We start from the raw sequence: 12,584 nt of genomic DNA, 5'->3' as shown, positions 1-12,584 counted from the left end.
GTGGCCACGCTCCTGTTGAGTGAGTTTGCATGACCGTGCATAATCATGCGCATGACAGTGAGGATCGCGGTCGCGGGCGCCAGCGGGTACGCGGGTGGCGAGCTGCTCCGCCTGCTACTCGGCCATCCGGACATCGAGATCGGCGCGCTGACGGCCAACAGCAGCGCCGGCGACAGGCTGCTCAAGCACCAGCCGCACCTCCTGCCGCTCGCGGACCGACAGCTACAAGACACCACAGTCGAGAACCTCAAGGGCCACGACGTGGTGTTCCTCGCACTTCCCCACGGTCACTCAGCCGCGCTGGCCGAGCAACTCGGCGACGACACGGTCGTGATCGACTGCGGCGCCGACCACCGGTTGACCAGCGCCGACGACTGGAAGCGGTGGTACGGCGGCGAGCACGCGGGCACCTGGCCGTACGGGCTTCCCGAGCTTCCCAGCCAGCGGGACAGGCTCGTCGGCGCACGCCGCGTGGCCGTTCCGGGCTGCTACCCGACGGTGTCCTCGCTGGCGTTGGCTCCGGCCGTGGACCTGATCGAGGACGAGGTCGTCATCGTCGCCGTGTCCGGTACGTCCGGCGCCGGCAAGTCCCTGAAGGCGAACCTGCTCGGCTCCGAGGTCATGGGGTCGGCCAGTGCGTACGGCGTCGGTGGCGCGCACCGGCACACGCCCGAGATCACCCAGAACCTGAGTGCTGCGGCGGGCCGGCCGATCAAGGTCAGCTTCACGCCCGTGCTCGCGCCGATGTCGCGGGGCATCCTCGCCACCTGTTCCGCGCAGCTCAAGAATGGCGCAAACGTTCGCGAGGCCTACGAGAAGGCGTACGCGGACGAGCCGTTCGTGCACCTCCTGCCCGAAGGTTTCTGGCCGACGACGAACGCCGTTCTCGGTTCGAACGCCGTCCAGCTGCAAGTCACCGTTGACGAGGACCTGGGCCGGCTCGTGGTCGTGGCCGCCGTCGACAACCTGGCCAAGGGCACCGCCGGTGCCGCTGTCCAGTGCATGAACCTCGCTCTCGGACTGCCGGAAACGACCGGCCTCTCGACCGTTGGAGTCGCTCCGTGAACCGCAACAAGGGCGTCACCGGACCCCAGGGCTTCCGGGCCGCCGGGATCGCCGCCGGAATCAAGGAATCCGGCGCTCTCGACCTCACGCTCGTCGTCAACGACGGGCCCTCCGACGCCGCGGCAGGCGTCTTCACCACGAACAAGGTGAAGGCCGCGCCGGTGTTGTGGTCGCAGCAGGTGATCCAGTCCCGACGCCTCACCGCGGTCGTGCTCAACTCCGGTGGCGCCAACGCGTGCACCGGCCCCGAAGGCTTCCAGGACACCCACGCCACCGCGGAGAAGGTCGCCGAGGTGCTCGGCACCGGCGCCGTCGACGTCGCGGTCTGCTCGACCGGCCTGATCGGTGAGCGCCTCCCGATGGACAAGGTCCTGACCGGCGTCGAGAACGTCGCGAAGGAGCTGGACTCCACGGTGGAGGCCGGGCTCAACGCCGCCACCGGCGTCATGACCACCGACAGCCGCCCGAAGCAGTCGTGGAAGGCCTCCGAGCAGGGCTGGTCCGTCGGCGGGTTCGTGAAGGGCGCGGGCATGCTCGCGCCGAACATGGCCACGATGCTGTCCATCATCACGACCGACGCCAAGATCTCCGGCGACTCGCTCGACAAGGCGTTGCGCCTGGCCACTTCAAGGACGTTCGACCGGCTCGACGTCGACGGCGGCACGTCCACCAACGACACCGTGCTGGTTCTGGCCTCCGGAGCTTCGGGTGTCGAGCCTTCGTTCGAGGACTTCACCGCGTTGCTGACCGAGGTCGCGGGTGACCTGGTCAAGCAGCTCCAGGGCGACGCCGAGGGTGTGACGAAGGAAATCAGCATCACCGTCAAGCAGGCCGCCACCGAGGCCGAGGCCGTCCACATCGGACGGACGGTCGCCGAGGACAACCTGGTGAAGACCGCGCTCTTCGGCAGCGACCCGAACTGGGGCCGCATCGCGATGGCGCTGGGCCGCGCGGACGCCGAGATCGACCCGGACGTGCTCCAGATCCTGATCAACGGTGTTTCCCTGTACCGCAACGGGACCCGCGACCGCGACCGAAGCGAAGCCGACCTGTCGGGCCGCGACATCGAGATCGTCATCGACCTCAACGTCGGTGACGCCGAAGCCACCGTGCTGACCACGGACCTGTCCCACGACTACGTCGAAGAGAACAGCGCCTACTCCTCATGAACGCACAAGAAAAAGCGGCAGTCCTCGTAGAAGCGCTGCCGTGGCTGGAGCGTTTCCGCGGCGCACTCGTGGTCGTCAAGTACGGCGGCAACGCCATGGTCGACGACGAGCTGAAGAAGGCGTTCGCCGAGGACATGGTGTTCCTGCGGCTGTGCGGCCTGCGCCCGGTCGTCGTGCACGGTGGCGGCCCGCAGATCAAGTCGATGCTGGACAGGCTCGGCATCCACAGCGAGTTCCGCGGCGGCCTGCGCGTCACGACGCCGGAGGCCATGGACGTCGTGAGGATGGTCCTGGTCGGCCAGGTCGGGCGTGAGCTCGTCGGTCTGATCAACCAGCACGGTCCTTACGCCGTCGGCATTTCCGGCGAGGACGCGCACCTGTTCACCGCCACGCGTCGTGGTGCGATCGTGGACGGCGAAGAGGTCGACATCGGCCTCGTCGGCGACATCACCGAGGTCAACCCGGACGCGGTGCTCGACATCGTGCGCGCGGGCCGCATCCCGGTCGTGTCGTCGGTCGCGCCGGACATCCACGGCGTGCCGCACAACGTGAACGCGGACACGGCGGCAGGCGCTCTCGCGGTCGCTCTCGGCGCGGAGAAGCTCGTCGTGCTGACCGACGTCGAGGGCCTGTACGCGAACTGGCCGGACAAGTCGTCTCTGCTGAACCAGATCCGGGCCGCCGAGCTGGAGAAGATCCTGCCGGACCTGGAAAGCGGCATGGTGCCGAAGATGGAGGCCTGCCTGCGCGCGGTGCGCGGCGGTGTTCCGCAGGCGCACGTGATCGACGGCAGGCTGGCCCACAGCGTCCTGCTCGAAGTCTTCACCACTGAAGGTGTCGGAACCATGGTCTTGGGGGACAAGTGACCACGCGGTGGCAACAGTCCATGATGGACAACTACGGCACACCTTCGCTGCAGCTCGAACGCGGTGAGGGCGCGCACGTCTGGGACGCCGACGGAAACCGTTACGTCGACCTGCTGACCGGCCTCGCCGTCAACGCTCTCGGCCACGCGCATCCGGCGATCGTCGAAGCCGTGTCCACGCAGATCGCGAAGCTCGGCCACACCGGCAACCTGTACGTCAACGAGCCCGCGCTGAAGCTCGCCGAACGCCTGCTGGACATCGCGGGCGAGCCCGGCAAGGTCTTCTTCTGCAACTCCGGCGCCGAGGCCAACGAGGCCGCGCTGAAGATGGCGCGCCTCACCGGCCGCACCAAGATCGTCTCCACGCTCGGCGGGTTCCACGGCCGCACGATGGGCGCGCTGACGCTCACCGGCCAGGAGCCGAAGCGCGCGCCGTTCGAACCGCTCGTGCCCGGCGTCTCGCACATCCCGTTCGGTGACGTGGCAGCGCTCGAGGCCGCGATCGACGACGACACGGCGGCGTTCATCGTCGAGCCGATCCAGGGCGAGCAGGGCGTCATGGTGCCGCCCGCCGGTTACCTCCAGGAGGTCCGCCGGATCACCTCCGAACACGGCGCGCTATTCATCCTCGACGAGGTGCAGACCGGTGTCGGCAGGCTCGGCACGTGGTTCGCGTTCCAGCAGGCCGGGATCGTGCCGGACATCATGACGCTGGCCAAGGGCATCGGCGGCGGCCTGCCGCTGGGCGCGACGATCGGCTTCGGCGCGGCGGCGGAGCTGTTCAAGCCCGGCCACCACGGCACGACCTACGGCGGCAACCCGGTGTGCTGCGCCGCCGGTCTCGCGGTGCTCGACACGATCGCCTCGGAAGGCCTGCTGGAGCACGCCTCGTCCGTGGGCAAGGAGATCGCCGCGGGTGTGGAGGCGTTGCACCACCCCGCGATCTCCGGTGTTCGGGGAGCCGGCCTGCTGCTCGGCATCACGCTGCGCGAGGCGGTCTCGGCGAAGGCCGCGGCGGCCGCGCAGAAGGCCGGTTACCTGATCAACCCGATCCAGCCCGACGTGCTGCGGCTCGCTCCGCCCCTGGTTCTGGAAGAGTCCGACGCGCAGGCCTTCGTCGCCGCGCTTCCCACCTTCTTTGAGGAGACGCAGTGACATTGCGGCATTTCCTGCGCGACGACGACCTGTCCACTTCGGAGCAGGCCGCGGTTCTCGACCTCGCGGACGTCTACAAGGCGGACCGGTTCACCGCGAAGCCGTTGGCGGGCCCCAAGTCCGTCGCGGTGATCTTCGAGAAGAACTCCACGCGCACGCGGTTGTCGTTCGAGGTCGGCATCGCGCAGCTCGGCGGCAACCCGGTGATCATCGACGGCCGCTCGATGCAGCTGGGCCGCGAGGAGACCATCGAGGACACCTCGCGGATCCTGTCCGGCTACGTCGACGCCGTGGTGTGGCGGACGTTCGCCCAGGCGCGCATGGAGGCGATGGCCTCCGTGTCGCGCATTCCCGTGGTGAACGCGCTGACCGACGAGTTCCACCCGTGCCAGGTGCTCGCGGACCTGCAGACGATCCGCCGCCGTTACGGCAAGCTGGCCGGTCTGACCCTGACGTACCTGGGCGACGGCGCCAACAACATGGCGCACTCGCTGATGCTCGGTGGCGCCACGGCCGGTATGCACGTCCGCATCGGCGCGCCCGCCGGTTTCGTGCCGAACCCGCAGTTCCTGGAGGACGCCAAGAAGCGCGCCGCCGAGACCGGTGGTTCGGTGGCGTTGATCAGTGACCCGCGTGAGTCGGTCGACGGCTCCGACGTGCTGGTCACCGACACCTGGACGTCGATGGGGCAGGAGAACGACGGCAAGGACCGCGTCGGCCCGTTCCGCCCGTACCAGGTGAACGCCGATCTGCTGGCCGCCACCGGAAAGCCGGACTCGACGGTCCTGCACTGCCTGCCGGCGCACCGCGGCTGGGAGATCACCGACGAGGTGCTCGACGGCCCGCAGTCGCTGGTGTGGCAGGAGGCCGAGAACCGGCTGCACGCGCAGAAGGCGCTGCTCGTGTGGTTGCTGGAGCAGTCGTCATGACCCGCACCGCTCGTCAGGGCCGCATCGTCGAGATGGTGTCGCAGCGTGCCGTGCGCAGCCAGTCCGAGCTCGCGAAACTGCTTGCGGCGGAAGGCATCGACGTTACGCAGGCCACGTTGTCGCGCGACCTCGACGAGCTGGGCGCGGTCAAGCTGCGCGGCCCTGACGGCGGTGCGCCGGTCTACGTGATCCCCGAGGACGGCAGTCCCGTGCGCGGCGTCCAGGGCGGAACCACGCGCCTGGTCCGCGTGCTGGCCGAGCTGCTGGTGTCGACGGACTTCTCCGGCAACCTGGCGGTGCTGCGCACTCCTCCCGGTGCCGCGCAGTTCCTGGCCTCCGCTCTGGATCGCGCGGCGTTGCACGAGGTCGTCGGCACGATCGCGGGTGACGACACGATCCTCGTCGTGGCCCGCGAACCGATGACCGGCTCCGAGCTCGCCGACCGGATCACCGCGCTGGCCTCGGGTTCCGTCGATGAATGAGCCCGTGCACGCCGTTCTGACGTTCGACGCGGGTGTTGTGGTTGCGGTGGACGGCGAGACCGTCTCCGTCGCCGAGGCCGTCCGCGAGCTCAACTTCCGTGCCGGCGTCGTGAGGTCCAGCCTGGGCTCGGTCGCGGTACGGGTCGCGCGGATGGCTTTGCCGTCGGGTTTCGGCGAGGTCGACGTCGCGCTGTACGAGGGGCGCGTGGTCGGTCTCACCGCCCGTTCGGAAGAATCGCTTTACGACTTCGCTAGCTGAAAGTTGCGTGTGATGAGTTCTTTGTGGGGTGGCCGGTTCGAGTCGGGACCGGCCGAGGCGATGGCACGGTTGTCGCTGTCGACGCACTTCGACTGGCGGCTCGCGCCGTACGACATCGCGGGCTCGCGCGCGCACGCCCGTGTGCTGCACGCGGCAGGTCTGCTGACGGACGAAGAGCTCGCGGGCATGCAGAAGGCGCTCGACGAGCTGCTCGCCGACGTCGAGTCCGGCGCCTTCACCCCGGTGCTGGAGGACGAGGACGTCCACACGGCCCTGGAGCGCGGCCTGATCGACCGCGCCGGCACCGAGCTGGGCGGCAAGCTGCGCGCAGGCCGTTCCCGCAACGACCAGGTGGCCACCCTGTTCCGCATGTGGCTGCGCGACGCGGCTCGTCGTGTCGCCGCCGGCGTGCTGGACGTGGTGGACGCGCTCGCCGCGCAGTCCGAGACGCACTTCGGTGCCGTCATGCCGGGCCGTACGCACCTGCAGTCCGCACAGCCCGTGCTGCTCTCGCACCACCTGCTGGCACACGCGCACTCGCTGCTGCGCGACGTCGACCGCCTGCACGACTGGGACAAGCGCGCCGCGTTCTCCCCGTACGGCTCGGGCGCGCTGGCCGGTTCGTCGCTGGGCCTGGACCCGGCGAAGGTGGCCGCCGACCTGGGCTTCTACGCCCCGGTCGAGAACTCGATCGACGGCACCGCCTCCCGCGACTTCGCCGCCGAGATCGCGTTCGTGCTGGCCATGATCAGCGTGAACCTCTCCCGGGTGGCCGAGGAGATCATCATCTGGACCACCGCCGAGTTCCGCTTCGCGGTGCTCGACGACGCCTGGTCCACCGGCAGCTCGATCATGCCGCAGAAGAAGAACCCGGACGTCGCCGAACTCGCGCGCGGCAAGTCGGGCCGCCTCATCGGCAACCTGGCCGGGCTCCTGGCGACGCTGAAGGCCCAGCCGCTCGCGTACAACCGCGATCTCCAGGAGGACAAGGAGCCGCTGTTCGACTCGGTCGAGCAGCTGGAGCTCCTGCTCCCGGCCTTCGCGGGCATGGTGGCGACGTTGAAGTTCGACGTCGCCCGGATGGCCTCGCTGGCTCCGGCCGGCTTCACACTGGCCACGGACATCGCGGAATGGCTTGTGCGCCAAGGCGTTCCGTTCCGCGTGGCCCACGAGGCGGCCGGCGCGTGCGTCCGCGCGGCCGAGTCCCGCGGCGTCGGCCTGGAAGACCTGACCGACGACGAGTTCCTGGCGATCTCACCCGCCCTGACCTCCGAGGTCCGCTCGGTGCTGACCGTCGAGGGCTCCATCGCGTCGCGCGATGCCCACGGCGGCACGGCCCCCGTACGCGTCCGCGAACAGCTGGACGCACTCGTGGCAAAGGCTGCTTCCGCACGTGAGTTCTAGGCTGCTGACCAGGGAGGAGCTGGCCATCGACCCGGTCGATGCCGCCCAGCTCCTCCTCGGTTCGTTCCTGGAGGCCGACGGCGTGCGAGTGCGCATCGTCGAAGTGGAGGCCTACCGCGGCGGCGACGACCCGGCGTCGCACTGCTACCGCGGAAAGACCCCGCGCAACGAGGTCATGTTCGGCCCGGCGGGCTTCCTGTACGTCTACTTCGTCTACGGCATGCACTTCTGCGCCAACGTCGTGACGCTGACCGACGGCGTTCCCGGCGCGGTCCTGTTGCGCGCGGGCGAAGTGGCCTCCGGCGAGGACGTCGCGTTCTCGCGCCGCCCGGCCTCCCGTTCCGCCGCCGAACTGGCCAAGGGACCCGCACGGCTGTGCAAGGTCCTCGGGCTGGACCGGTCGCAGAACGGCCTCGACCTGACGTCGGCTGACTCGCCCGTGCGTCTCTACGCGGGCGAACCCGCGGCGAAGGTGTACGCCGGCCCACGCGTCGGTGTCGCCGTGGCGATGGACGTGCCGTGGCGGTTCTGGATCGACTCTCCGGCCGTGTCGACCTACAAGAGGGGCGGCAAACGCCGCTCGTCAGCGTGACAGCCTGTCCAGCGCGGCCTTGAACTCCAGCTCCAGGGCAGGCTCCACCTCGAACACCAGCGGCACCGTCATGTCGATCCGCTCCCCGGCCGTCAACCGCTCGACCAGGGTGTCCGCCACCTCGCGCAGATCCCGCGCGACCCCGTGCATCGCCTCCAGCTGCCGATCGGCGAACCGCGCCTGAACCCTCGCCGCGGCACGAGCCTGCTCGTTCGCGTAACTGGTCCCGTGGATGCCCCGCGCCCAGTCGAGGATCTCGTCGAACGTCCGCACGAACAGCTCGCCGAGGTGCACGATCTGCTCCGCGTCACCCGCCTCGCCGGACCTGCCGAACGCGGCCTCCTGGGTGCCCGCCGTGAAGACCGACTCGACCGCGACCTTGATGATCTCGCTCAGCAGCACGTTGCGGTCGCGGATCAGGTCGATCCCGTTGCCGTGCTCGACGGTCCCGTTGCGCGGCGAGTAGCGCAGGAAGTGCTCGCGGTACTTCTGCTGAAGCTCGGCAAGTCCTTGCGCCACAACAGTCGCGTAGAGCAGGTACTCCCAGCCACGAGGCTTCTCCCGCACGAGCGCATCTACGGACTTGGCCGTGATCGGGGTCGTGGACGTGAATTCGGCGCGGTGTTGTGCGAGCTTCTGCACGACGGACTGCGCGATCACCTCGGTGCTGTGCACCCGCGAGTCCAGGAACCCGATGCTGGACAGGAGACCGGGCACCTTGGTGTCATCGAGCTTGATCGGCAGCAGGCACTCGTTCTGCTGTTCCAACGCCCGTGTCTGTGCGGTCTGGCGTTCGTGCCGTGCCAGCGAGTGCTCGACGTAGTGCCGTGAGGTGAACATCAGCACGTATCGGACCTTGTCCGTCAACGTCTCTGCGATGTGTTCGATCAGGTTGCGGCCCCACCGCGCGATGAGCTGGTCCTCGTCGTAGTAGACCTTCACACCCAGCTCTTCGAGCCTCCGCACGATCGGCTCGACCTGGGCGCGGTCCTGCTCCGCGAAGGAAGGGGCGACGTCGAACTCGTACTCGGCCACCGGCCTAAGGTACGGGCCCATTCGACGTCCTGGGAACGCTCACTCGCCAAGGCTCTCGACTGGGCCGGGAGCCTTGGCGTGGAGTTGCCGCGTCGTCAGCGGACGGTCGTAGTCCTGCGGTACCAGGCGCGCCGATGTTCGACCGGCAGCGCGACACGGGTGATCAGCGCGGTCAGCAGACCACCGATGACCAGCCACAGCAGCGCGGCCAGGCCCTCGTTGAGGAGGGTGGCCACGGACGCGTTGTCCGGCGTGAAGAGACCGTCCAGGCCGAGGGTGATGCCGTCCGCCCACCCCGCGACGAACTGGAAGAACCCGTTGCCGGCGTTCGCACCCGCGATCACCAGGAAGATGTGCACCAACAGCACGATGGCGAACGTCCAGCACACGACGTCAATGACCGCACAGACGGTTCGCACCGTCCGCACCCTGCGGTAGTCGTCGTCGCGCTCGACGATCTGCTCCTCGACAACCGGCTCGTTCACGCGCGGCATGTGCTCGGTCGGCCGGCGTAACTCCGCATCACGTGGGTCCGTCATGTCGATGGACTTCCCTCCCGGGTAGCACGCCGAAACCCGTTCTCCCAGCTGATGCCCAGAAGTTGCCCATCCCGCCGAGGAAGTGTCCTCCCCACGACAAGGGGAGGAACATTGATGCGAAAGGCATTACTGGTCGCCGCAGGGCTCGTCGGCGCGCTGCTGATCCCGGCTGCGCCCGCCGGCGCGGCGCCGACCTGCAACGGACTACCTGTGACGAGATCCGGCGACGACGGCAACAACTCGATCATCGGCACCGCGGGCAACGACGTCATCTTCGCTGGTGGGGGCAATGATGTCGTCATGGGGCTGGGTGGCAACGACACCGTGTGCCTCGGCTCCCGCGCCAACGAGGCGGTGAACCTCGCGAACCTCGGCGAGACCTACCACCTGCTCGGCCGGTTCGACACCGCGTACGACCACGTCAGCCGGGCACTGGCCCTGCATCGGGAGATCGGTGACCGCGGTGCCGAGGCCGAGTCGTTGCGCGTCATCGCCGAGATCTGGCTGGACCAGGGCAAGCACGGCCGTGCGCTGGATCGCGCCGTCGAGGCGGCGGCGCTGGCCACCGACACCGGCCACCTCCCGGTGCTGACCAACGCGCTCAACACCCTCGGCGGGGTCCGCCTGCGCCTCGGTCAGGCCGAGGCGGCCCGCGCCGACCACGACCGCGCACTGCGGCTCGCCCGCGACGCGAACACCGGTTACGCCGAGGTCGTCGCCCTCTCCGGCCTCGCCGCCTGCCATCTCCGGCTGGGCAGGCACGACCACGCGCGGATCCTGGCCGAACACGCGCTCGCCGAGGCCGACCGGGTCGGGTTCCGCATCGCCGCGGCACAAGCACTCACCGTGTTGCTCGACGTCCACCTCACCAGCGGCGACCTGCCCCAGGCACTCGCGTGTGGCGAGCGCGCACTCGCGTTGCACCGGTCCACCGGCCACCGCCACGGCGAGGAGCGCACCGCCCTGCTGCTCGAGCACGCCGCCCGTGCGCCGCTCGGGTAGGCACCTCGAATTCGGTTTGGGCAGGTAGGGGAGAATCAGTGCCGTGAGCGAGCACATCCTTGACGAACTGTCCTGGCGCGGCCTGATCGCGACGTCCACCGACCTCGACGCACTCCGGAAGGACCTGGACGCCGGCCCGCTCACGCTCTATTGCGGTTTCGACCCGACGGCGCAGTCGCTGCACGCCGGCAACATGGTCCCGCTGCTCATGCTCCGGCGCTTCCAGAGGGCGGGCCACCGGCCGATCGTGATGGCCGGCGGTGCCACGGGCATGATCGGCGACCCGCGCGACACCGGTGAGCGCACGCTGAACTCGCTGGACACCGTCGCCGAGTGGGCCGAGCGCATCCGCGGCCAGCTGGAGCGGTTCGTCGACTTCGACGACTCGCCCACGGGGGCGATCGTCGAGAACAACCTCAACTGGACGGGCCAGGTCAGCGCGCTGGAGTTCCTGCGCGACGTCGGCAAGCACTTCTCGATCAACGTCATGCTGTCGCGGGAGACGGTGAAGCGCCGCCTCGAAGGCGACGGCATGTCGTACACCGAGTTCAGCTACCTGCTGCTCCAGTCGAACGACTACCTGGAGCTGAACCGCAGGTACGGCACCGCGCTGCAGGTCGGCGGCTCGGACCAGTGGGGCAACATCGTCGGCGGCGTCGACCTGATCCGCCGGGTCGAGGGCAAGCACGTGCACGCCCTGACCGCGCCGCTGGTCACCGACGCCGAGGGCCGCAAGTTCGGCAAGTCCACCGGTGGCGGCAGCGTCTGGCTCGACCCGGAGATGACGTCGCCGTACGCCTGGTACCAGTACTTCGTGAACGTCGACGACGTCACGGTGCTGAACTACCTGCGCCTGTTCACGTTCCTCACCCGTGAGGAGCTGGACGAGCTGGAGAAGCAGACCGCGGAGGCGCCGCACCAGCGTGCCGCGCAGAAGCGGCTCGCGCAGGAGTTCACCGACCTGGTCCACGGCGAACGCGCGACGCAGCAGGTCATCCTCGCCTCGTCGGCGCTGTTCGGCCGGGGCGAGCTGCGTGACCTGGACGCGCCGGTGCTGGAGGCCGCGCTGGCCGAGGCGCCGAAGGGACAGGTGCGGCTGGCGGACGAGCCCACGATCGTCGACCTGCTGATCGCGTCGGGCCTGGCGGACAGCCGGGGTGCCGCGCGGCGGACGGTCAACGAGGGCGGTGCCTACGTGAACAACGCGAAGGTGACCGACGAGGAGTGGAAGCCGGTGTCGTCGGATCTGCTCCACGGCAAGTGGCTCGTGCTCCGGCGCGGCAAGCGCAACAACGCGAGCGTGCAGGTAGAGCTCTGACCTGCACGTTCTGGTCGCAGAAGGCCGTTGGTCCCACTCGGGACCGGCGGCCTTCGATGTTTCTGACTGTGATCGCGGTCACAGTGTGTGGGGATCGGGCCTGCGATAGCTTGTTCATGGGTCCTGTATGGGGCTGTTGACCTGCGGTTTCTTAACCGTGGGCGACCATGATGCCCCCGATTTGACCCTGCGTTGGCGTGCGTGTAACTTTCTCCATGTCAGCGAGGAACGGGCCGGGAACACCGGAACGGAGCGCGACACAGATCACGAACCAAGCTTCCACGGACTGTGGTAGAGTGGGTGATCTGGAAACGACGAAGACCCAGCCGGTAGCTCGTCTGAGCTCAGAGGCCAAGGGCGTCGGAAGTTTCAAACCAAAAGCTTAAGTACAACACAGCCCCGGAAGCGACTCTCTTCATGAGACTAGCTGCGGTGTGCGCGTGTTCTTTGAGAACTCAACAGCGTGCCGAAACACAGCCAGTAATATATGAATTACCTCCTCGTCGAGGTAGTTCCTTTGAGGCAAGACTAGATTGATGCCAGACATATTCCGTCTGGAGCGATCAAACACAATCCTTATTGGAGAGTTTGATCCTGGCTCAGGACGAACGCTGGCGGCGTGCTTAACACATGCAAGTCGAGCGGTAAGGCCCTTCGGGGTACACGAGCGGCGAACGGGTGAGTAACACGTGGGTAACCTGCCCTGTACTCTGGGATAAGCCTTGGAAACGAGGTCTAATACCGGATACGACACTGGATCGCATGATCTG

At 68.3% G+C, this 12,584-nt stretch carries 13 protein-coding genes and 1 rRNA gene; 12 read left to right on the top strand and 2 right to left on the bottom strand.

Going from position 1 to position 12,584, the window contains the following annotated elements; translation table 11 throughout:
* Nucleotides 1–51 precede the first annotated feature (51 nt).
* From argC to BM417_RS20150, 9 genes are read left to right on the top strand one after another with little or no spacing between them, the layout of a single operon-like run.
* Nucleotides 52–1,065 (top strand): N-acetyl-gamma-glutamyl-phosphate reductase, encoded by a 1,014-nt coding sequence (gene argC / locus BM417_RS20190; RefSeq protein WP_093597877.1) that lies wholly within the window; start codon nt 52–54, stop codon nt 1,063–1,065.
* Nucleotides 1,062–2,234 (top strand): bifunctional glutamate N-acetyltransferase/amino-acid acetyltransferase ArgJ, encoded by a 1,173-nt coding sequence (gene argJ, locus BM417_RS20185; protein WP_093596476.1) that lies wholly within the window; start codon nt 1,062–1,064, stop codon nt 2,232–2,234. Before argC ends, argJ begins: the two co-directional genes overlap by 4 nt.
* Nucleotides 2,231–3,100, top strand: a complete 870-nt coding sequence (gene argB / locus BM417_RS20180; protein WP_093596473.1) for an acetylglutamate kinase — start codon at nt 2,231–2,233, stop codon at nt 3,098–3,100. Before argJ ends, argB begins: the two co-directional genes overlap by 4 nt.
* A 20-nt stretch (nt 3,101–3,120) precedes the next feature.
* Nucleotides 3,121–4,254: an acetylornithine transaminase gene (locus tag BM417_RS20175; RefSeq protein ID WP_093597880.1), complete on the top strand. Its 1,134-nt coding sequence runs from the start codon at nt 3,121–3,123 to the stop codon at nt 4,252–4,254.
* Nucleotides 4,251–5,183, top strand: coding sequence for an ornithine carbamoyltransferase (gene argF / locus BM417_RS20170; protein ID WP_093596470.1), 933 nt, complete (start codon nt 4,251–4,253; stop codon nt 5,181–5,183). The genes BM417_RS20175 and argF overlap by 4 nt, the downstream gene beginning before the upstream one ends.
* On the top strand, nt 5,180–5,665 hold the full coding sequence (locus BM417_RS20165) for an arginine repressor (RefSeq protein ID WP_093596468.1): 486 nt from the start codon (nt 5,180–5,182) through the stop codon (nt 5,663–5,665). The genes argF and BM417_RS20165 overlap by 4 nt, the downstream gene beginning before the upstream one ends.
* Entirely contained in the window at nt 5,658–5,924 is a 267-nt protein-coding gene (locus BM417_RS50310) for an argininosuccinate synthase (RefSeq protein WP_407656162.1), read from the top strand. The genes BM417_RS20165 and BM417_RS50310 overlap by 8 nt, the downstream gene beginning before the upstream one ends.
* A gap of 12 nt (nt 5,925–5,936) precedes the next feature.
* The gene (gene argH / locus BM417_RS20155) at nt 5,937–7,328 is read left to right on the top strand and encodes an argininosuccinate lyase (protein WP_093596462.1); all 1,392 of its coding nucleotides are present in this window, start codon (nt 5,937–5,939) and stop codon (nt 7,326–7,328) included.
* A complete protein-coding gene (locus tag BM417_RS20150) occupies nt 7,318–7,920 on the top strand; it encodes a DNA-3-methyladenine glycosylase (RefSeq protein WP_245822032.1) in 603 nt (200 codons plus the stop codon). The genes argH and BM417_RS20150 overlap by 11 nt, the downstream gene beginning before the upstream one ends.
* Here the strand turns inward: BM417_RS20150 and BM417_RS20145 are convergent.
* The gene (locus BM417_RS20145; RefSeq protein WP_177320504.1) at nt 7,912–8,955 is read right to left on the bottom strand and encodes a toll/interleukin-1 receptor domain-containing protein; all 1,044 of its coding nucleotides are present in this window, start codon (nt 8,953–8,955) and stop codon (nt 7,912–7,914) included. The genes BM417_RS20150 and BM417_RS20145 overlap by 9 nt on opposite strands.
* A 95-nt stretch (nt 8,956–9,050) precedes the next feature.
* On the bottom strand, nt 9,051–9,449 hold the full coding sequence (locus tag BM417_RS20140) for a hypothetical protein (RefSeq protein ID WP_177320546.1): 399 nt from the start codon (nt 9,447–9,449) through the stop codon (nt 9,051–9,053).
* A 159-nt stretch (nt 9,450–9,608) separates the two neighbouring features.
* Between BM417_RS20140 and BM417_RS20135 the strand changes: the two genes are divergently transcribed.
* The 3 genes from BM417_RS20135 to BM417_RS20125 all read left to right on the top strand — a co-directional run.
* Nucleotides 9,609–10,496 (top strand): tetratricopeptide repeat protein, encoded by an 888-nt coding sequence (locus BM417_RS20135; RefSeq protein WP_177320503.1) that lies wholly within the window; start codon nt 9,609–9,611, stop codon nt 10,494–10,496.
* A gap of 43 nt (nt 10,497–10,539) precedes the next feature.
* Nucleotides 10,540–11,814 (top strand): tyrosine--tRNA ligase, encoded by a 1,275-nt coding sequence (tyrS, locus tag BM417_RS20130; RefSeq protein WP_093596449.1) that lies wholly within the window; start codon nt 10,540–10,542, stop codon nt 11,812–11,814.
* Nucleotides 11,815–12,390: 576 nt separating this feature from the next.
* Nucleotides 12,391–12,584: ribosomal RNA gene (locus BM417_RS20125) — 16S ribosomal RNA — on the top strand; the annotation flags it as partial.

The sequence above is a fragment of the Lentzea waywayandensis genome, from assembly GCF_900115955.1.
GTDB lineage: Bacteria > Actinomycetota > Actinomycetes > Mycobacteriales > Pseudonocardiaceae > Lentzea > Lentzea waywayandensis.
Note: the sequence above shows the minus strand (reverse complement) of the source record. Positions and strands in the feature narration are given on the sequence as shown.

What these genes read in the sequence shown, in the direction of transcription:
- argC (WP_093597877.1), top strand. Translation starts at nt 52, where the DNA reads ATGACAGTGAGGATCGCGGTCGCGGGCGCCAGCGGGTACGCGGGTGGC.
- argB (WP_093596473.1), top strand. Translation starts at nt 2,231, where the DNA reads ATGAACGCACAAGAAAAAGCGGCAGTCCTCGTAGAAGCGCTGCCGTGG.
- BM417_RS20175 (WP_093597880.1), top strand. Translation starts at nt 3,121, where the DNA reads ATGATGGACAACTACGGCACACCTTCGCTGCAGCTCGAACGCGGTGAG.
- BM417_RS20165 (WP_093596468.1), top strand. Translation starts at nt 5,180, where the DNA reads ATGACCCGCACCGCTCGTCAGGGCCGCATCGTCGAGATGGTGTCGCAG.
- BM417_RS50310 (WP_407656162.1), top strand. Translation starts at nt 5,658, where the DNA reads ATGAATGAGCCCGTGCACGCCGTTCTGACGTTCGACGCGGGTGTTGTG.
- argH (WP_093596462.1), top strand. Translation starts at nt 5,937, where the DNA reads ATGAGTTCTTTGTGGGGTGGCCGGTTCGAGTCGGGACCGGCCGAGGCG.
- BM417_RS20140 (WP_177320546.1), bottom strand. Translation starts at nt 9,449, where the DNA reads ATGCCGCGCGTGAACGAGCCGGTTGTCGAGGAGCAGATCGTCGAGCGC.
- BM417_RS20135 (WP_177320503.1), top strand. Translation starts at nt 9,609, where the DNA reads ATGCGAAAGGCATTACTGGTCGCCGCAGGGCTCGTCGGCGCGCTGCTG.